Consider the following 18,186-nt stretch of genomic DNA (forward strand, 5'->3'; position numbering starts at 1 on the left):
GTTCATCATTAAAGCAAACGTTTCATTCGCTCTATTTATTAGATAAATGAAACATTTAACCAAGTTATAACCCGTTAGATTGCATAATAAAACATAATAAGTCGCAGTCTAATTAGTCACACTGAAAATAAGAGGACTCACGTTTATGGCGACAATGAAGGATGTTGCCCAGCTTGCAGGCGTCTCAACGGCTACGGTATCAAGAGCATTGATGAATCCCGAGAAGGTCTCATCATCCACTCGAAAGCGAGTCGAAGATGCCGTTCTCGAAGCTGGCTATTCTCCTAACTCTCTGGCGCGTAACTTACGTAGGAATGAATCCAAGACTATCGTTACCATAGTGCCGGACATCTGTGACCCGTACTTTTCGGAGATCATTCGTGGTATCGAAGATGCGGCAATGGAACATGGGTATTTGGTTCTACTAGGAGATAGCGGACAATCGAAAAAGCGTGAAACCTCGTTTGTAAACTTGGTCTTCACTAAGCAAGCGGATGGCATGCTTTTACTCGGCACCGACTTGCCTTTTGATATCAGTAAGCCAGAACAGAAAAACTTACCTCCCATCGTTATGGCCTGTGAGTTTGCCCCTGAACTTGAGCTCCCTACCGTTCATATCGACAACCTGACCTCAGCCTTTGAAGCAGTAAACTATTTGTCGCAATTGGGGCATAAGCGTATCGCCCAGATTTCAGGACCTGACACCGCATTTTTATGCCGCTTTAGACAGCAAGGTTACCAGCAAGCGTTGCGAAGAGCCGGACTGCAAATGAACCCTGCGTACACGGTGAAAGGTGACTTTACCTTTGAAGCGGGTGCGCGTTTGATTCGCAGCCTACTCGCCCTGCCGGAGCCTCCAACAGCCATTTTCTGTCATAACGACATCATGGCCATTGGCGCGATGCAAGAAGCGAAGAAACTGGGACTGCGAGTTCCTCAAGATCTTTCCGTAGTTGGTTTCGATGACATTCAGTTCGCTCAGTATTGCGATCCTCCGCTTACCACAGTCTCACAACCTCGTTATGAGATTGGCCGCCAAGCCATGTACATGATGTTAGAAGTACTGAAAGGCGCCGATGTTCGAGCGGGATCGAGGTTACTTGATACTGAACTTGTGATCCGCGACAGTGCTGCTCCTCCAAGAATCCTATAGTTAGCACGATACTGACTTGCAACTTGACCTTGTGGTATTTACCATGAGGTCAGTTATTTAATTCAATTTAGAACCTATCTTCGTGGCAAACCGAGACTATGTAAGGCGTGGCAAAGGCACCAGTCGCCGACCAGCAAAAAAGAAACCTTCCGGCAAAAAACCATGGCGCAGTGGGCTATTGGCGATCGTGCTCGCGGGTGTTTTTGGCTATGGTCTTTACACATTAAGTAATGACCCAGAACCACCAAAGCCGACACCAGCAACGACAAAGCCAGTCACCAAACCAAAGCCTAAACCGGCTAAGCCAATTCCACCTCCGCCAGAAGAGAAGTGGGACTATGTCGATACCCTGCCGCAACGCGAAGTTGAAGTAAAAGCGAAAGAGCAAGTGGTTTCGAAGATTCCGTACATCATGCAGTGTGGCGCCTATAAAACCATGGCTCAAGCCGAAGCACGTAAGCTTGATATTGCCTTCCAAGGACTCTCAAGTACGATTCGTAAGAAAGAAGGCAGCAGTTGGTTCCGAGTGGTTCTAGGCCCTTACTCACTCAAACGTGACGCTGAGCGAGATAAACACAAACTGCAACGCGCCAAAATAGAGCCGTGTGCGATTTGGAAGGATTCGCAGTAGCTTACTCCTAAACGCGACATTTTCTGCCCCCTCTAGTAAAAGCAGGGGGCTACTTGCCCACATTACCAAGCCTCTAGAAGATTCCAGCCTATCGCAGGAATGACGAGTGCTTTAGATTCCGCGTACAAGACTACTCCAACTTTTTCGTCTCCCCTGCGAAGGCAGGGGCCTACTCCCCACACATACCAAGCCTCTAGAAGATTCCTGCCTTTCGCAGGAATGACGAATGCTCTGGATTTAGAACACAAGGCTACTCCAAATTTTCGTCTCCCCTGCGAAGGCAGGGGCCTACTCCCCACACGTACCAAACCTCTATAAGATTCCTGCCTTTCGCAGGAATGACGAATGCTGTGGATTTAGAACACAAGGCTACTCCAAATTTTCGTCTCCCCTGCGAAGGCAGGGGCCTACTCCTCACACGTACCAAACCTCTATAAGATTCTTACCTCCCGCAGGAATGACGAGTGCTTTAGATTCCGCGTACAATACTACTCCAACTTATTCGTCTCCCCTGCGAAGGCAGGGGTCTACTTCCCGCACATACCAAGCCTCTAGAAGATTCCTGCCTTCCGCAGGAATGACGAGTGCTTTAGATTCCGCGTACAAGACTACTCCAAATTTTCGTCTCCCCTGCGAAGGCTGGGGCCTACTCCCCGCACATACCAAGCCTCTAGAAGATTCCTGCCTATCGCAGGAATGACGAATGCTTTGGATTCAGCACACAAGGCTACTTCAACTTTTTCGTCTCCCCTGCGAAGGCAGGGGTCTACTTCCCGCACATACCAAGCCTCTAGAAGATTCCTGCCTATCGCAGGAATGACGAGTGCTTTAGATTCCGCGTATAAGACTGCTCCAACTTTTTCGTCTCCCCTGAAGGCAGGGGTCTACTTCCCGCACATACCAAGCCTCTAGAAGATTCCTGCCTATCGCAGGAATGACGAGTGCTTTAGATTCCGCGTACAAGACTACTCCAACTTTTTCGTCTCCCCTGCGAAGGCAGGGGCCTACTCCCCACACGTACCAAACCTCTATAAGATTCCTGCCTTTCGCAGGAATGACGAATGCTCTGGATTTAGAACACAAGGCTACTCCAAATTTTCGTCTCCCTTGCGAAGGCAGGGGCCTACTCCCCACACATACCAAGCCTCTAGAAGATTCCTGCCTTTCGCAGGAATGACGAATGCTTTGGATTCAGCACACAAGGCTACTTCAACTTTTTCGTCTCCCCTGCGAAGGCTGGGGCCTACTCCCCACACGTACCAAGCCTCTAGAAGATTCCTGCCTTTCGCAGGAATGACGAATGCTCTGGATTTAGAACACAAGGCTACTCCAAATTTTCGTCTCCCCTGCGAAGGCAGGGGTCTACTTCCCGCACATACCAAGCCTCTAGAAGATTCCTGCCTATCGCAGGAATGACGAGTGCTTTAGATTCCGCGTACAAGACTACTCCAACTTATTCGTCTCCCCTGCGAAGGCAGGGGCCTACTCCCCCACTCATACTAAGCCTCTAGAAGATTCCTGTATGCGTAGGTGAACAACCAGCGAAATAACAAAACCTATAAAAACAATTCTCCCGCAGGATAACCCCACTTCCCCTTGAAATCCCTTTTCTTCGTCCACATATCCCTTTCATAACCGAATTGAAACCAATATGAGGCAAACGTCGTGACTACTATTGTATCTGTACGCCGAAATAACAAAGTCGTGATCGCTGGTGATGGACAAGTATCCCTAGGCAACACTGTAATGAAAGGGAACGCTCGCAAGGTTCGTAGACTTTATAATAACCAAGTATTGGCAGGCTTCGCTGGCGGTACGGCTGACGCGTTTACTCTTTTTGAGCGCTTTGAAAGCAAGCTGCAAATGCACCAAGGCCACCTAACTAAGGCCGCAGTCGAACTGGCGAAAGATTGGCGTAGTGATCGTGCGCTGCGTAAACTGGAAGCGTTATTGGCCGTCGCTGATGAAACCGCATCACTGATCATCACTGGTAACGGCGATGTTGTTCAGCCAGAAAATGACCTTATCGCTATTGGTTCAGGTGGCAACTTTGCTCAAGCAGCAGCAACGGCATTACTTGAAAATACCGATTTAGATGCACGTGAAATCGCAGAGAAATCCCTAAAAATCGCTGGCGATATCTGTGTCTTCACCAACCATTATCACACTGTTGAAGAACTAGAAAGCGACGCGAAATAACGTCCAAAAAACAAAATAGTGTCTGAATTTTTGTAAGGAATTAATTATGTCTGAGATGACTCCACGCGAGATTGTTCACGAACTAAACCGCCATATTATCGGTCAAGATAAAGCAAAACGCTCAGTGGCGATTGCACTACGTAACCGCTGGCGTCGTATGCAGCTTGAAGAGAGCTTGCGTGCAGAAGTATCACCGAAAAACATTCTAATGATCGGCCCAACGGGCGTCGGTAAAACCGAAATCGCTCGCCGTCTAGCTAAGCTTGCTAACGCACCGTTCATCAAAGTAGAAGCAACTAAGTTCACCGAAGTGGGCTATGTGGGCAAAGAAGTTGAAACCATCATTCGCGACCTTACTGACGTCGCGATTAAGATGACACATCAACAAGCGATGGAAAAAGTCACCTTCCGCGCTGAAGAGCAAGCCGAAGAGCGCATTCTTGATGCCCTACTTCCACCAGCTCGTGACGCTTGGGGTCAAAACGAACAGCAAGATGAGAGCTCTTCTAACACTCGTCAGATTTTCCGCAAGAAACTGCGCGAAGGTAAGCTAGACGACAAAGAGATCGACATCGAAACTGCAGCTCCACAAATGGGTGTTGAAATCATGGCGCCTCCTGGTATGGAAGAAATGACCAACCAGCTGCAAAGCATGTTCCAAAACCTAGGTGGCGATACCAAGAAAAAGCGCAAGCTGAAAATTAAAGATGCCTTCAAAGCACTCACTGAAGAAGAAGCCGCTAAACTGGTAAACCAAGAAGAGCTTAAAGAACAAGCAATCTATAACGTTGAGAACAACGGTATCGTGTTTATCGATGAGATCGACAAAATCTGTAAGCGTGGCGAAGCCTCAGGCCCTGATGTATCTCGTGAAGGTGTACAGCGTGATCTACTGCCTCTGATAGAAGGCAGCACAGTATCAACTAAACACGGCATGGTTAAGACTGACCATATCCTGTTTATCACATCTGGTGCATTCCAAGTAGCCAAGCCATCGGATTTGATCCCTGAGCTGCAAGGTCGTCTGCCAATTCGCGTAGAGCTGGAAGCACTGAGCAGCGATGACTTCAAACGCATCCTAACCGAGCCAAAAGCATCACTAACCGAACAATACATTGCTCTAATGAAGACTGAAGAAGTTGATGTCGAGTTCACTGAAGACGGCATTCAACAAATCGCCGATGCAGCATGGACAGTCAACGAAACGACCGAAAATATCGGTGCTCGTCGTCTACATACTGTTATGGAGCGTTTGATGGATGAGATTTCATTTGATGCAACAGATAAACCTGGTTCAAAGCTGACAATTGATTCAGGCTACGTAAGATCGAAGCTTGGTGAGTTTGTAGAAGACGAAGATTTAAGTCGCTTTATTCTGTAGATTTAAGCAATCTTAAGTTTGATGAGGTGTCATCTCCAAAAAGGCGGTGACACCTTTTTTTGTGCTACATTTCCCGTATACTAAAACGAACTGAAATTAGAATGCTTGGCTATGAATCAATCTGTTCGTATTTGGCTCGATGCAGCCAGACCTAAAACACTACCACTCGCTTTAGTCTCCATTATCACAGGCAGTGCACTCGCTTTCTCTACTGGCAACATGTCTTGGAGTGTCGCTTTACTTGCTCTGCTTACCGCGACCCTGCTGCAGATTCTCTCTAACCTAGCCAATGATTACGGTGATGCCGTCAAAGGCACCGACAACGACAGCCGTTTAGGTCCAATGCGTGCAATACAGTCAGGCGAAGTGTCTCAGCAAGAGATGAAGAAAGCCATCGTGCTGAGTATCATTCTGACTGTGATTGCAGGACTAGGTTTAGTCTTTCATGCGCTGGATTCAATGCAAAACATTTTGGCGTTTATCGGACTCGGCGTATTAGCTATCATCGCTGCCATTGCCTATACCGTCGGTAATAAGCCCTACGGCTACGTAGGACTAGGCGACATTTCAGTATTCATCTTCTTTGGCCTGCTTGGTGTCTCAGGTACCTACTTTTTACACACTGGTCATATCGACTCTCTACTCTTCTTACCGGCTGTCGGCTGTGGATTACTCGCGGTTGCCGTACTTAACGTCAACAACATGCGTGACATTGAAAATGATAGCGCCTGCGGTAAGCGTACTGTCGCGGTGAGACTGGGTGAGCACAACGCTAAGGTTTACCACTTCACACTGTTATTATGCGCAGTCATCGCCTTTGCGGCTTATCTTGTTCTACAACAATCACCGTTGTGGATCAGCCTGCCTTTTGTCATCAGTCTTATCGTTGTCATCAAACATGGTAGAGCGGTTTGGCACGCAACACAGCCTGCACAAATTGCCCCTATGATGCCGATTGTGGTGAAGTGTTCATTAGTCACTAATATCCTGTTTTCAGGAGTGGTTATAGCTCAAACTCTGATGACTTAATTGAGCCTTGTCATTGCATTGACCTATTCACCCGATATACTCGATTTATACCTTTTGTAAACTGCAAAGAAGAGTCGCCATGGAATACAGTACTTCAGCCCTATGTGATATCTACCTAGACCAAGTAGACGTTGTTGAACCAATGTTTAGTAACTTTGGTGGCCGAGCCTCATTTGCAGGTCAAATCACTTCGGTAAAGTGTTTTGAAGACAACGGTGTTATCCGTGAAATTTTGGAGCAAGATGGTGTAGGTCGAATTCTACTTATCGATGGTGGTGGTTCACTGCGTAAAGCTCTTATCGATGCAGAGATCGCTCAGCTGGCAGAAGATAACGAATGGGAAGGCATCATCGTTTACGGCTGCGTGCGCGAAGTTGATGAACTGGAAGACATGAACCTTGGTATCCAAGCCCTTGCTTCTATTCCTGTGGGTGCAGTTCAATCCAATGTTGGTGAAGTAGATGTGCCAGTTAACTTTGGCGGTGTGACCTTCTTACCGGAAGATTATGTGTATGCCGATAACACTGGGGTGATTCTTTCTCAGGAGCCGCTTGATGTAAATTTTGAGGATGAAGAGGCGGTTGAATAACTGTCATAGTACTTATCAGAATTGCGCTCGCTGAGGCAAGGTCCCTGCCTGCGCAGGGATGACGACAGGGTTTCTTTACGCCCAACAGTGGTAAATAACAGACATAAAAAAACGAGAACTCTAGGTTCTCGTTTTTTTATTCAAAGCAGTTACAATTAGTCATTACCAAACAAGTCGCGCGTATACACTTTGTCTGCTACATCAGCTAACTCAGGCAACATACGATTCGAGATAATCAAATCAGCTTCTTGCTTAAACGCATCGACATCTTGAATCACGCGAGAGTGGAAGAAATGCTCTTCTTTCAGCACAGGCTCATAAACAATGACTTCAATACCTTTCGCCTTCAGACGCTTCATAATGCCTTGGATACTTGATGCACGGAAGTTATCTGAACCAGATTTCATGATTAGACGGTACACACCAACTACCTTCGGCTCACGCTTAACGATAGAGTCTGCTATGAAGTCTTTACGAGTGCGGTTAGCATCAACGATAGCACCAATGATATTATTTGGTACTTCTTGGTAGTTAGCAAGCAATTGCTTGGTATCTTTTGGTAAACAGTAACCGCCATAACCAAAAGATGGGTTGCAGTAGTGGCCACCTATACGTGGATCTAACGCCACACCTTCGATGATTTGGCGAGTATCCAATCCAAGCGCTTCAGCATAAGAATCTAACTCATTGAAGTATGCAACACGCATTGCAAGATAGGTGTTTGAGAACAGTTTCACCGCTTCAGCTTCAGTTGAATCAGTAAATAATACATCAATGTTCTCTTTTTGAGCCCCTTCCACCAATAGGTCAGCGAACACTTTTGCACGTTCGCTACGCTCACCGATAATAATGCGAGACGGATTCAGGTTGTCATAAAGGGCACTGCCTTCACGTAAAAACTCTGGAGAGAAGAACACGTTCTCGGTACCCAGTTCTTCCCGAACACGTGCACTGTAACCAACAGGTACAGTAGACTTGATAACAATGACCGCATCAGGGTTAATCGCCATCACATCTTTAATCACTGCTTCAACAGAACTGGTATTAAAGTAGTTGGTTTGTGGATCATAATCTGTCGGTGTAGAAACAATCACATAGTCTGCACCAGAATATGCTAACTCTTTGTCCAGAGTAGCCGTAAAGTTTAAGTCATCACGCTTCAAAAATGCTTCAATTTCTTTATCAACAATTGGTGATTGCCTATTACAAAGCATCTCAACTTTTTCTGCGTTAATATCTACCGCTACCACTTCATGGTTCTGAGCTAGCAACATCGCATTTGATAGGCCTACATAGCCTGTTCCTGCTACCGCAATCTTCATCGCAAATTCTCTATATTCCGTTTAACTGTGATAAATGGTATCGAGTGATGCTATTTGAAACAAGTAAAAGCTTGTAATTGTTATGTTTACGCCAAGTCTCAAGTTGCTTTTCTTTAACCAGACGTTGTAAGTAGCAGCCATAATCATTTTTAAGCATGGATTGGGCGATGTTCAGTAGCCCCTCATCACTTAACCAACCATTACGCCAAGCTATTTCTTCTAGGCACGCTATTTTTAATCCTTGAACATTTTCAATAGATTGAACAAAAGATGCGGCGGCGAGCAAGTATCAGTACATAGCCTTGGTCGATACGCCCATACCAATTAATTTTCTCACAATCTCTTGCTTGGCATCAGAATCACCATGAATCAAATGCAATTGTTTAATCTCGGAGCCACAACCTAAGACAAAACGGATTAAGTCGTTTTGATCAGCATGGGCAGAGTAGCCTGACAAACAGTGAACTAATGCGTTAACTGCGACCTTCTTGCCCTCAATCCAAACTTGTTTCTTTCGCATTTGAATCTCCCACCCTAACGTATCTGTTGCTTGATATCCACAGAACACTATATCGGTTCGACGATCTGGCAATAAAGCTTTTAAGTAATCGACCACTCGACCTCCCTGACACATCCCGGATGCCGAGATGACAATCGCAGCTTCCCCTGTCGATGATAAACGATTCACCACTCGACAGTGTTCTTGATGGCTTTCAATAACAACGCACTGCGCAAAATTTAAAGGTTGGCGACCACATCGAACCTTCTGTTTAGCTTCTTTAGACCACAACTTTCGATAACGTCGATAAGCCTTAGTGACTTTAGCTGCCATTGGCGAGTCGACAATGATAGGAATAGTCGATTGCAGTTTGTGGTGATGCAGAAGTGACTCAATGTCAAATAATAACTCCTGCGTTCGGCCAACACTAAAGGCAGGCACAATAATCGAACCTCCATCCTCTAAGCTTCGTTTAATTATGGCTAATAGCCTTTCATGGCGCCTTTCGATAGATTCATGACGTTTGTTGCCGTAGGTAGACTCCAAAAATAAGTAATCAGCTCGTTTCGGGGGAGTGGGATCCGGCAGTAATGGCGTATGATTGGGTCCTAGATCTCCAGAGAAGACCGCGACTTCGCCCTTTGGTAGTTTTAGCTCAATGTAGGCACTACCTAAAATGTGTCCGGCAGGGTTAAATCTCGCATAGGTAAAGTAACCACCATCATCCGACTTAATTGGTATCCATTGTGAATAATCTACCGGTTTTAGATGCTTACTGATCACCTCTATAATTTGTGCCCGCTGAATTTTGGAGAGTCCTAACTGTAGCTTGAGGCCATCCGATAGCATTAACGGCACTAAATAAGCAGTAGCATGAGTGCAGTAGATAGGTTTACCAAACCCGGCGGCAAATAACCAGGGTAGCCGGCCAATATGATCGATATGGGCATGAGTGAGAATCAGAGCACGTACATGCCGTAAATTAAAATTAACCTCCAAGGTTTGACTCTGAGCGTCCGCCCCCTGAAATAACCCACAATCAATCAGTACAGATTCACCATTGATCGTCAACTCATGGCAAGAACCAGTCACCGTATCTTTACCACCATGATGCGTCACTTCGACATTTCGCGCTAACTGCATCCCTACTCCAAAGTCTTTTTCATCAACCTAGACCTACATTAAGCTGTAAGTTCACGTCAATGCCCTAGTGCACTACAGTCTAGCTTCTCTCGCATAAAACCAAACTATTACCAGTCTCAGTGAAACACTACGGGATTTTAGGCTCAGTCTTACCGAAGGCGATCTAGATCACACCTTTGAAAAATCTGTTACAAAAAAGCAGGCTTCACTAACTCTATGATTTTTATGTTTGAACATCAGAAATATCTCCGTATAGCTTGTCTGAGCAAGCACTCTATGATCCATCCATCACTTGCGGTAAGGTCATATTGATCCTAGAGTTTTCCTACTATTCAATTTCCTAATTGCACTCTAAAACACATTAGATACCTCATTAAAAAAGCAACTGCAATTAGGTAGAAAAAGATACAACAATGGATGTTGGCAGTATGGCTTTGGAACTTTTTAGTGTCAGTGCAGCAGCACTATTATTTCTATTCATCTTTACCAAAATCGCAAAACAGATCGGCTTAATCGACGCTCCTAATGCAAGAAAGCGCCACTCTGGAGAGGTGCCGCTTGTTGGTGGAGTTGCTGTCACCCTCGCAATTTTGAGCTATTTGCTCACTTCATCAAACAGCCTACCTTATGCATCCATCCTGACTGCGTCCATGTCAATCCTACTGATAATGGGCATTATTGACGACAAGTATGATTTATCCTGCAAACTACGCCTAGCTGTGCAAGCTAGTCTCACTACGCTGGTCGTCTTCGCGACTGACATTAAACTCGTTAGCTTTGGCAACGCGTTTGGATTTGGTTACACCGAACTAGGGTGGTTGGCAACACCCATTACCATTGTTGCTGTCATTGGTGCCATTAATGCATTTAACATGGTTGATGGGATAGATGGTTTGCTTGGCTGTTTAGCTTGTATCACTTTTGCGAGCCTAGGTATTTTATTTACTCTCTACAACAGTCCACAACACGCTTTGTTTTGCGCTGTCATTATTGCAGCACTGATTCCTTATATTGCCATGAACCTCGGATGGTTAGGAGAAGCTCGAAAAGTATTTATGGGCGATGCTGGCAGCATGGTAATTGGGTTTGTCGTAGTTTGGTTACTTTTTACGATCAGTCAACCTAGCTCTAGTACAACAGACCCGATGTTTTGGTATCAATGGACAGCCTATGAAACCGTCAGGCCAGTCACTGTACTTTGGCTCATTGCCGTCCCATTGATGGATATGGTTGCGATTATGGCTAGACGCATTAAGCGTGGTGTCTCTCCCATGACGCCAGACCGAGAACATTTGCACCATATTTCCCAACGTATCGGATTTAATCGTAAGCAAACACTTCTGATTATTTGTTTTATTGCCACAGGGTATGCACTTTTTGGACTCTACGGAGAACTTAAAAACATCTCAGAGCCAACCATGTTCTATCTGTTTCTTGTATGCTTTAGTATCTACTATGTATTGCTCAGTAAAATCTGGCGTATTAGCGCCTACATACGTTTGCTTAGAAAAGAACAACGTGGCAAAAAGACATTCGAGCCTATTCAATGATGCTTACTAAGCTGCACTGTCTTGTACTCTTAAGAGTCGTTGGTTGTCATAATCATCTATGTGAAACCAATTACACAAAAAAGAGAGTTACATCAGATTTTGTTGGCTTTATAGACAGACAGATTTACTGTAGAATTAGGCACAATAACAAGATTAATAAATCTCATCTTTCAACCTAATACGTCAGTGGCTTTTCATGTTGTACTTATTGGCTTTCGTGTTCATCGTGTCGTTCTGTACACTATTTGTGAACCGACGAATCGCAAAACATATCGGTTTAGTCGACAAACCTAATGCTCGCAAGCTTCATTCCGGTGCAGTCCCTTTGGTTGGAGGCATTTCTATCTGTATTACCGTTGTTCTCACACTGAGCATCTTTGAGAACGACTTAAACGATACAGGCCTATTTCTCACTTCAATTTCTTTGCTCACCTTACTCGGTGCATTAGACGATAAATATGACATCAGCTTTAAAAGCAGGATGATTGTCCAAGCGTTACTTTCGCTTGCCATGATGTATTTTGCAGATTTAGAGCTCAATACGTTAGGAGATATGTTTGGCTTAGGACATGTGGACTTAGGTGGGTTAGCCGTATTAATTACAATTCTAGCAGTAATCGGTGCTATTAATGCATTTAATATGGTAGATGGCATTGATGGCTTATTAGGTGGGCTTTCTATTGTCACCTTCGGTGCTTTAGGTTGGTTACTTTATAGTGAAGGACACTCAGCTCTCACTTTACTGTGCTTAGTATTTGTTACCGCTGCTATCCCGTATATCGCTATGAATCTTGGCTTGCTGGGCCGCCAACGTAAAGTATTTATGGGCGATGCTGGCAGTATGATGATCGGATTTACGGTAATTTGGTTATTGCTTAGTGCAAGCCAAGACTCCAATGAGCCATTAATGAGGCCTGTAACTGCTCTATGGCTAATCGCATTACCACTTATGGATATGACCGCAATTATGATCCGCCGGATTCGACGCGGTGACTCGCCATTTAAGCCGGACCGTGAACATCTTCATCATATATTCCAACGTTTAGGATTAAGCTCAAGACAAACGCTTGTTGCTATATGTTTACTAGCTTCTTTGCTAACTGGTTTTGGTATATACGGCGAAGTTAAGCAGATTTCAGAACCAATCATGTTCTATAGCTTTATTGCTTGTTTTGTTGGATATGCGTTGAGTTTGGCTTATGTGTGGAGAATTACGCGATTTGTGAGGACGAGGTTGGGAAAGGAGCAAGTGGTTAAGGCCACTGAAATGTAATTCAAAGGCGAAGAATCCCGGCATTTATGCCCCTCCTTGACCTCAGAGCACCAGCATTAACTTTTTTACCCTATCCTAGGCCCTGATTGTACGCAGTGTGTAACTTTCCAGCTCTTTGGTCAAGCTCACTGCAAAGCAAAACTTTCTTCCAAAGCTTTCGAAGTACGCTAACCATTCCTTGGAGTTCATACTTACCCACTCAACGTACTTTGGTTTGGCGCAATGTAACTACGCTAGGTCGAACCACTCGACCTAATGTTTCGACTGAAGCAAATAATCCAACAAAGAGAATTTAAGACCAAAGCAAGCCTGAGCTTGGTGCGCATGACCTAAAAAGACTGCAAGACCCTCGCTAAGTAATGAGTCAACCTCACCTTTTCCAATATCTTGCTGACAAGCCACCGAGTGAAATAGAAGTAAGCTCAAACTCTTAAATCGATTGCACCATATCGGCTCGACCGGATTCAAATCCACATGTCCAATATATGGATACCCTATATTTTTCTTAACAGTGATGAAATAACCAGCGACTTGGAAAATAAATACCCTTATTAAGAGTTGCGGCAAAGTTATGAGCTTTTTAATTCTGAATACTTCAATTTCTGTATGCACAAGCAGTACAGTGTTTGCTTATTATTATGCTTTTAGACTTTCTAAGAACTCATAGAAAAACTACCATTTTACTATGTCAAGGAGGCAGCGTCACATTGACAGAGCCAAACATAACCTATGCCAGCTATGGCAGTTTTCATAATATATCTAAACCTTATAGTAGTCTTTATACCAAGCGACGAAGTTGTTCACTCCCGTTTTCACGTCAATGCTAGGCTTGTAACCCGTTGCTTTATATAACTCTCCTGTGGAAGCCCATGTAGAAGGGACATCACCAGGTTGCATTGGCATAAAATTCTTCTTAGCCTCAATACCTAGTGCTTCCTCTATAGCATTGATAAAGTCCATCAATCTGACTGGAGAACCATTACCTATATTGTAAACTGAGTACGGGGCATCACTGTTATTAGGTGTGTCGCGTTTCGCTTTGTCTCTAGTCGGAATAACATCCTGAACTCGAACAACTCCCTCCACAATATCGTCGATATAAGTAAAATCACGGAACATATCTCCATGATTGTAAACATCGATCGCCTTGCCTTCAGCAATAGCTTTTGTAAATTTGAACGGCGCCATATCTGGTCGGCCCCAAGGGCCATAAACGGTAAAAAATCGCAGCCCGGTAGTTGGGACATCGTAAAGATGGGAATACGTATGAGACAATAGCTCATTGGCTCTTTTAGTTGCTGCATATAAAGACACTGGATGATCTACTGCGTGTGACTCTTTAAAAGGCTGATCTTTATTCATTCCGTAGACAGAACTACTTGATGCATATACTAAGTGTTTAATATTATTGTGACGACACCCTTCCAGTATGTTAATATGCCCTGCCAGATTTGCATCTGCGTAAGTATGGGGGTTCTCTAGCGAAAAACGCACACCAGCTTGCGCTCCAAGGTGAATAACTCTATCAAATTGCTCGACTTGAAATAAAGATGCAACTGCCATTTTCTCAAACAGGTCGAGCGTGCGAAAAGTAAAAGCCTGATGTTCTTTTAGAAATTGTAACCTTTCCAATTTCAAACTGACATCATAATATGTGTTCAGATTGTCAATACCAATAACTGTATGTCCCATCCTACACAATCTTTGGGAAACAGCAGCACCAATAAATCCTGCCGCACCTGTTACTAAGTACTTCATTTTATTTTCCTAACAAATTAGGAGATATTTACACAGCAAAATGATAAATATCCCACCAATAATAAAGGCTCTCTAAAGCCTTCAAGAGGTTCTCTGGCCATCACACACCGTTCTTTTGTTTTTAAATTTACTCTTCAGCAAGTTTAAACAACTATCTAGCCTAACAAAAGATTCATGTACGATCTTTATTTAATTTGCCAACACATGAACATATTATTTTCCTGATTCTCAAATCTGAACAAAAGCGGAAAGAGTATTGTCTACTAATGCCTTCGCTGTTTCGAAATCACTAGCTTCGGCATAACAGCGAAGCTCTGGTGCATTGCCTGATGGCCTAAAATGAACAATGGTTGAATCCGAAAGGGCTATACGCAAGCCGTCCGTATAATTAACATTCGCTACATTAACATCAGTCAAATTAAGGCTTGCAAGCAACTCTTCAGGATCATCCGTACCCCGCGCTATGATTGCTAGGCTTTTCTCTGTAGCAAAATTCTGAATCCGGTCACTGTGTGTATACCTTTTAGGTAAAGCTGCTACTAACTCTTTAATAGTTGTATTTTTTTGCTTAACAAGCGAAAGCAACATTAATATAGGTAGAACTGCATCACGAGTTGGTAAAGCCTTTAGTACTTTATCATTGACTTCAATATTACTTCCAAGCAGGTACCCACCATTAGCCTCAAAGCCAGCAGTAGTTTTGTATTTTCTAGCTAAGTTTTCAAACTCTGCAATCACATACGGAGATCCAATTTGGGTAAGCGAAACAGCTTTGAACTCCGAAGATTTAGCGATGATAGTATTACAACTAACTGGAACTGAAAGAGCTTCCACTTTTAGTGCTTTTGAACAAAGTAGACCAAGAATATCTCCGCGTAGCCATTCACCATCTTCATCTGCGACTAAAGGACGATCACCATCTCCATCTGTCGAAAAAATAAAATCTAATTTATATTTTTTCGACCAAGTTCGTGCCTTTTCTTTATCAGATTCAGCAACTGCTTCTGTATCAATCGGAACAAACTCATCAGTACGCCCTAAGGAAACAACTTCAGCTCCAAGGGATTCGAAGAGCCTTTGGTAAATATCTCTCCCAGCGCTTGAGTGCTCATAGATACCGATTCGTTTTTCTTTCAAGAAATCTGTATCAAACAAGTCGGTATAGCGAGCTTGATAGCGTTCAGTAGCTTGAAAGCTGACCTCTAGTTCAGGAAGTTGCTCATTAATAGCATTAAAGCTCACTTCCTCTGTTAGTATTGCTTCCTCATCTTCTTTTGAAATTTCACCATCAGGACGGTAAAACTTAATACCATTACGGTCGAATGGAATATGCGACCCAGTCACCATTATACAAGGCATATTGTCTTGCATTGCTGAAAATGCGAGCGCAGGTGTAGGCACTACACCATAATAAACTACGCCTACACCTGCATCAGTCAGTGCTTGAATGACTGCTTGCGCCATTGCTGGACTGCTAGGGCGATTATCAATTGCCACTGCAACCTTATTAAAAATAAACCCCCTGCGTATCGACGCTATGAATGCATGTGTAAAAGCTGCGCAAACATCCGAGGTAAACTGACTAGCAAGCCCTCTCGCACCACTCGTTCCAAATTGAACTCCTGAGGCATGAAGTACTTCATTACTGATTAGTTTTGTTACCATAATTTTTATCTCAGTAGGCTGTTAGTAGTCGCCATCAAACTTAGATGCTAATTCATCGAAGCGGACAATATCATCCTCTTCTAAGTATGCTCCTGAGCGAACCTCAATAAGCTCTAAAGGAACCTGTCCTGGGTTTTCAACAGCGTGAGGAGTTCCTATAGGAATATAGGTTGATTGATTTTCAGTTAAAAGGAAGGATTCGTTGCCTTTGATTACTTTAGCCGTACCCGACACAACAACCCAATGCTCTGCTCTATGGTGGTGCATTTGAAGAGCTGTTTTCTCTTTTGGTTTAACTGATACCTGCTTAACGAGGTAACGCTCACCTTCTGATACCGTCTCATGAGAGCCCCATGGACGATATATCTCTTGATGTTGTTGACATTCCACTCGGTTTTGCTGCTTCAGTTGGTTTACGATTGACTTTACGTCCTGAACCTTATCTTTATCAGCCACTAGAACAGCATCCTTTGTCTCAACAACAATCAAATTTTCAACACCTACGGTAGCAACGAGTTTATCTTGTGAATAAATATAACTATTCTGAGTTTTCTCAGTTAATACATCACCACGAGTTGCATTCCCAAGCTCATCTTTTTTGTTCACATCCCAAAGTGCAGACCAAGAACCAACATCACTCCACTTGGCATCCATAGGAACGACAACCGCTTTTTCAGTTTTTTCCATTACTGCAAAATCTATTGACTCGTCAGGTATTTTCGAGAAGAGCTCAGACGACATACGAATAAAATCTAAATCATCAAAGTGACTATCGTACGCATTTTCACATGCTTTCAAAATATCTGGTCGAAACTTTGCTAACTCTTTAAGGAAGGTCGACGCTTTAAATAAAAACATACCACTATTCCACATATAGCGACCATCTTTTAGATACTTCTTTGCCGTTTCAATATCTGGCTTTTCGACGAAACTATCAACACTAAATCCTCGGTTTTCATTCCCAACGGTCACTGTATGGCCAGTTTTAATGTATCCATAACCTGTTTCAGGTGAGCTTGCTTTGATGCCGAAAGTAACCATATCACCACGTTGTGCATATGGAACTGCAGCCTGTACAGCTTGATGGAAAGATTGAGTATCTTTAATCACATGATCAGCTGCAAGAACTAACATTAGAGTCTCTTCACCAGAGGTTTGAGAGTTAGATAAAGCAAACTTTGCAGCTAAAGCGATTGCGGGAGCAGTGTTGCGCCCTACTGGTTCTAATAATATTCCACTATGAATACTATCAATACGACGAAGTTGCTCAGCAACCAAAAACCGATGCTCTTCATTACAAATTATAAAGGGTGCATTATGCTCTAAACCAACCACTCGGCTTAAAGTTTGTTGAAGCATGGTTTGCTCACTGGTTACAGCTAAAAACTGTTTAGGGTACTTTGAGCGAGAAAGCGGCCATAATCGGCTGCCAGAGCCGCCGGCCATAATTACAGGTGTAAGCATAATCAACTCGTTGTTTTATTTGGGTGGTGATCTTTAGTCTTTTGAAAATACCATTTTGTATGAATATGCACTTTATCACTGGTCAATAGTTCATCTGGACTACACCAAAAATAACGAGCATGTTGAATATCAATAGGTAATTTCAATTCGGAACGATTAACAACAAGCTTGTAAGCAATAGCTACATAATGAGTCGTAAACTCGTTGCCAAAAACATTATCATTATAAAGGTGAGTATAAGGCCCCAGCAATTTTGCTTTCGAAAGCTTAAATTCCTGCCCAAGCTCTTCTAGAGTTAAACGAGCGAAGGCCTCTTCAAGCTTTTCATCTTTAAGAATACGTCCCCCAGGCACAAACCAAAAACCTTGGGCAGGACGATTTAAACGCTCTCCAAGTAAAACTTGTTCATTTTCGTCTTCAATTACTAAATCAATTGAAACTAACGGTGTTCTTTCAATCACTTCAGAAAAGCGTTGTTTATTTAAAAACATAATGTCTAGGAGACCCTTATATGTAACTATTCACCCGCG

14 protein-coding genes and 1 pseudogene are annotated in these 18,186 nt (G+C 43.6%); 8 read left to right on the forward strand and 7 right to left on the reverse strand.

Annotation, left to right across the window (positions count from 1 at the left end; all coding sequences use genetic code 11):
* Positions 1–145: 145 nt before the first annotated feature.
* The 6 genes from cytR (at position 146) to rraA (ending at position 6,982) form a co-directional block, all read left to right on the forward strand.
* Positions 146–1,153, forward strand: a complete 1,008-nt coding sequence (cytR, locus tag HW45_RS26420; protein ID WP_006071173.1) for a DNA-binding transcriptional regulator CytR — start codon at positions 146–148, stop codon at positions 1,151–1,153.
* A gap of 82 nt (positions 1,154–1,235) precedes the next feature.
* Positions 1,236–1,784, forward strand: coding sequence for an SPOR domain-containing protein (locus tag HW45_RS26425; protein ID WP_038230977.1), 549 nt, complete (start codon positions 1,236–1,238; stop codon positions 1,782–1,784).
* A 1,665-nt stretch (positions 1,785–3,449) separates the two neighbouring features.
* Complete coding sequence (hslV, locus tag HW45_RS26445; protein ID WP_006071177.1) at positions 3,450–3,983, forward strand: ATP-dependent protease subunit HslV; 534 nt, start codon at positions 3,450–3,452, stop codon at positions 3,981–3,983.
* A gap of 46 nt (positions 3,984–4,029) precedes the next feature.
* Positions 4,030–5,364: an HslU--HslV peptidase ATPase subunit gene (gene hslU, locus HW45_RS26450; protein ID WP_038230985.1), complete on the forward strand. Its 1,335-nt coding sequence runs from the start codon at positions 4,030–4,032 to the stop codon at positions 5,362–5,364.
* 111 nt (positions 5,365–5,475) lie between these two features.
* Positions 5,476–6,393 carry a 1,4-dihydroxy-2-naphthoate polyprenyltransferase gene (locus HW45_RS26455; protein WP_038230988.1) on the forward strand — a complete coding sequence of 306 codons (918 nt, stop codon included), beginning with the start codon at positions 5,476–5,478 and terminating at the stop codon, positions 6,391–6,393.
* Between the two features lie 79 nt (positions 6,394–6,472).
* Positions 6,473–6,982 carry a ribonuclease E activity regulator RraA gene (gene rraA, locus HW45_RS26460; protein WP_038230990.1) on the forward strand — a complete coding sequence of 170 codons (510 nt, stop codon included), beginning with the start codon at positions 6,473–6,475 and terminating at the stop codon, positions 6,980–6,982.
* Positions 6,983–7,137: 155 nt separating this feature from the next.
* Here the strand turns inward: rraA and HW45_RS26465 are convergent, their stop codons facing one another.
* The 3 genes and pseudogenes from HW45_RS26465 to HW45_RS26475 all read right to left on the reverse strand — a co-directional run bounded on the left by HW45_RS26465 (position 7,138) and on the right by HW45_RS26475 (position 9,946).
* Positions 7,138–8,304, reverse strand: coding sequence for a nucleotide sugar dehydrogenase (locus tag HW45_RS26465; protein WP_038230992.1), 1,167 nt, complete (start codon positions 8,302–8,304; stop codon positions 7,138–7,140).
* A gap of 103 nt (positions 8,305–8,407) precedes the next feature.
* Positions 8,408–8,581, reverse strand: a pseudogene (locus HW45_RS30105) (glucose-1-phosphate thymidylyltransferase); the annotation flags it as partial.
* Between the two features lie 12 nt (positions 8,582–8,593).
* On the reverse strand, positions 8,594–9,946 hold the full coding sequence (locus HW45_RS26475) for an MBL fold metallo-hydrolase (RefSeq protein WP_038230996.1): 1,353 nt from the start codon (positions 9,944–9,946) through the stop codon (positions 8,594–8,596).
* Positions 9,947–10,374: 428 nt separating this feature from the next.
* Here HW45_RS26475 and wecA (HW45_RS26480) point away from each other — a divergent pair, with 428 nt between their 5' ends.
* Together wecA (HW45_RS26480) and wecA (HW45_RS26485) are read left to right on the forward strand one after the other, a co-directional pair.
* Positions 10,375–11,496, forward strand: coding sequence for a UDP-N-acetylglucosamine--undecaprenyl-phosphate N-acetylglucosaminephosphotransferase (wecA, locus tag HW45_RS26480; RefSeq protein ID WP_038231073.1), 1,122 nt, complete (start codon positions 10,375–10,377; stop codon positions 11,494–11,496).
* A gap of 196 nt (positions 11,497–11,692) precedes the next feature.
* The gene (wecA, locus tag HW45_RS26485; RefSeq protein ID WP_038230998.1) at positions 11,693–12,769 is read left to right on the forward strand and encodes a UDP-N-acetylglucosamine--undecaprenyl-phosphate N-acetylglucosaminephosphotransferase; all 1,077 of its coding nucleotides are present in this window, start codon (positions 11,693–11,695) and stop codon (positions 12,767–12,769) included.
* A gap of 759 nt (positions 12,770–13,528) precedes the next feature.
* Here wecA (HW45_RS26485) and HW45_RS26495 read toward each other — a convergent pair.
* From HW45_RS26495 to HW45_RS26510, 4 genes are all read right to left on the reverse strand, one after another.
* A complete protein-coding gene (locus tag HW45_RS26495) occupies positions 13,529–14,527 on the reverse strand; it encodes an NAD-dependent epimerase (RefSeq protein WP_038231003.1) in 999 nt (332 codons plus the stop codon).
* A gap of 228 nt (positions 14,528–14,755) precedes the next feature.
* A complete protein-coding gene (locus HW45_RS26500) occupies positions 14,756–16,192 on the reverse strand; it encodes a phosphomannomutase (protein WP_038231005.1) in 1,437 nt (478 codons plus the stop codon).
* A gap of 21 nt (positions 16,193–16,213) precedes the next feature.
* Entirely contained in the window at positions 16,214–17,656 is a 1,443-nt protein-coding gene (locus HW45_RS26505) for a mannose-1-phosphate guanylyltransferase/mannose-6-phosphate isomerase (protein WP_038231008.1), read from the reverse strand.
* A 2-nt stretch (positions 17,657–17,658) separates the two neighbouring features.
* Positions 17,659–18,147 (reverse strand): GDP-mannose mannosyl hydrolase, encoded by a 489-nt coding sequence (locus HW45_RS26510; RefSeq protein ID WP_038231009.1) that lies wholly within the window; start codon positions 18,145–18,147, stop codon positions 17,659–17,661.
* Positions 18,148–18,186 lie beyond the last annotated feature (39 nt).

It is taken from the genome of Vibrio sp. ER1A (genome assembly GCF_000733315.1).
Taxonomy (GTDB): Bacteria; Pseudomonadota; Gammaproteobacteria; order Enterobacterales; family Vibrionaceae; genus Vibrio; species Vibrio mediterranei.

What these genes read in the sequence shown, in the direction of transcription:
- cytR (WP_006071173.1), top strand. Translation starts at nt 146, where the DNA reads ATGGCGACAATGAAGGATGTTGCCCAGCTTGCAGGCGTCTCAACGGCT.
- hslU (WP_038230985.1), top strand. Translation starts at nt 4,030, where the DNA reads ATGTCTGAGATGACTCCACGCGAGATTGTTCACGAACTAAACCGCCAT.
- HW45_RS26455 (WP_038230988.1), top strand. Translation starts at nt 5,476, where the DNA reads ATGAATCAATCTGTTCGTATTTGGCTCGATGCAGCCAGACCTAAAACA.
- rraA (WP_038230990.1), top strand. Translation starts at nt 6,473, where the DNA reads ATGGAATACAGTACTTCAGCCCTATGTGATATCTACCTAGACCAAGTA.
- HW45_RS26465 (WP_038230992.1), bottom strand. Translation starts at nt 8,304, where the DNA reads ATGAAGATTGCGGTAGCAGGAACAGGCTATGTAGGCCTATCAAATGCG.
- HW45_RS26475 (WP_038230996.1), bottom strand. Translation starts at nt 9,946, where the DNA reads ATGCAGTTAGCGCGAAATGTCGAAGTGACGCATCATGGTGGTAAAGAT.
- wecA (WP_038231073.1), top strand. Translation starts at nt 10,375, where the DNA reads ATGGCTTTGGAACTTTTTAGTGTCAGTGCAGCAGCACTATTATTTCTA.
- wecA (WP_038230998.1), top strand. Translation starts at nt 11,693, where the DNA reads ATGTTGTACTTATTGGCTTTCGTGTTCATCGTGTCGTTCTGTACACTA.
- HW45_RS26495 (WP_038231003.1), bottom strand. Translation starts at nt 14,527, where the DNA reads ATGAAGTACTTAGTAACAGGTGCGGCAGGATTTATTGGTGCTGCTGTT.
- HW45_RS26500 (WP_038231005.1), bottom strand. Translation starts at nt 16,192, where the DNA reads ATGGTAACAAAACTAATCAGTAATGAAGTACTTCATGCCTCAGGAGTT.
- HW45_RS26505 (WP_038231008.1), bottom strand. Translation starts at nt 17,656, where the DNA reads ATGCTTACACCTGTAATTATGGCCGGCGGCTCTGGCAGCCGATTATGG.
- HW45_RS26510 (WP_038231009.1), bottom strand. Translation starts at nt 18,147, where the DNA reads ATGTTTTTAAATAAACAACGCTTTTCTGAAGTGATTGAAAGAACACCG.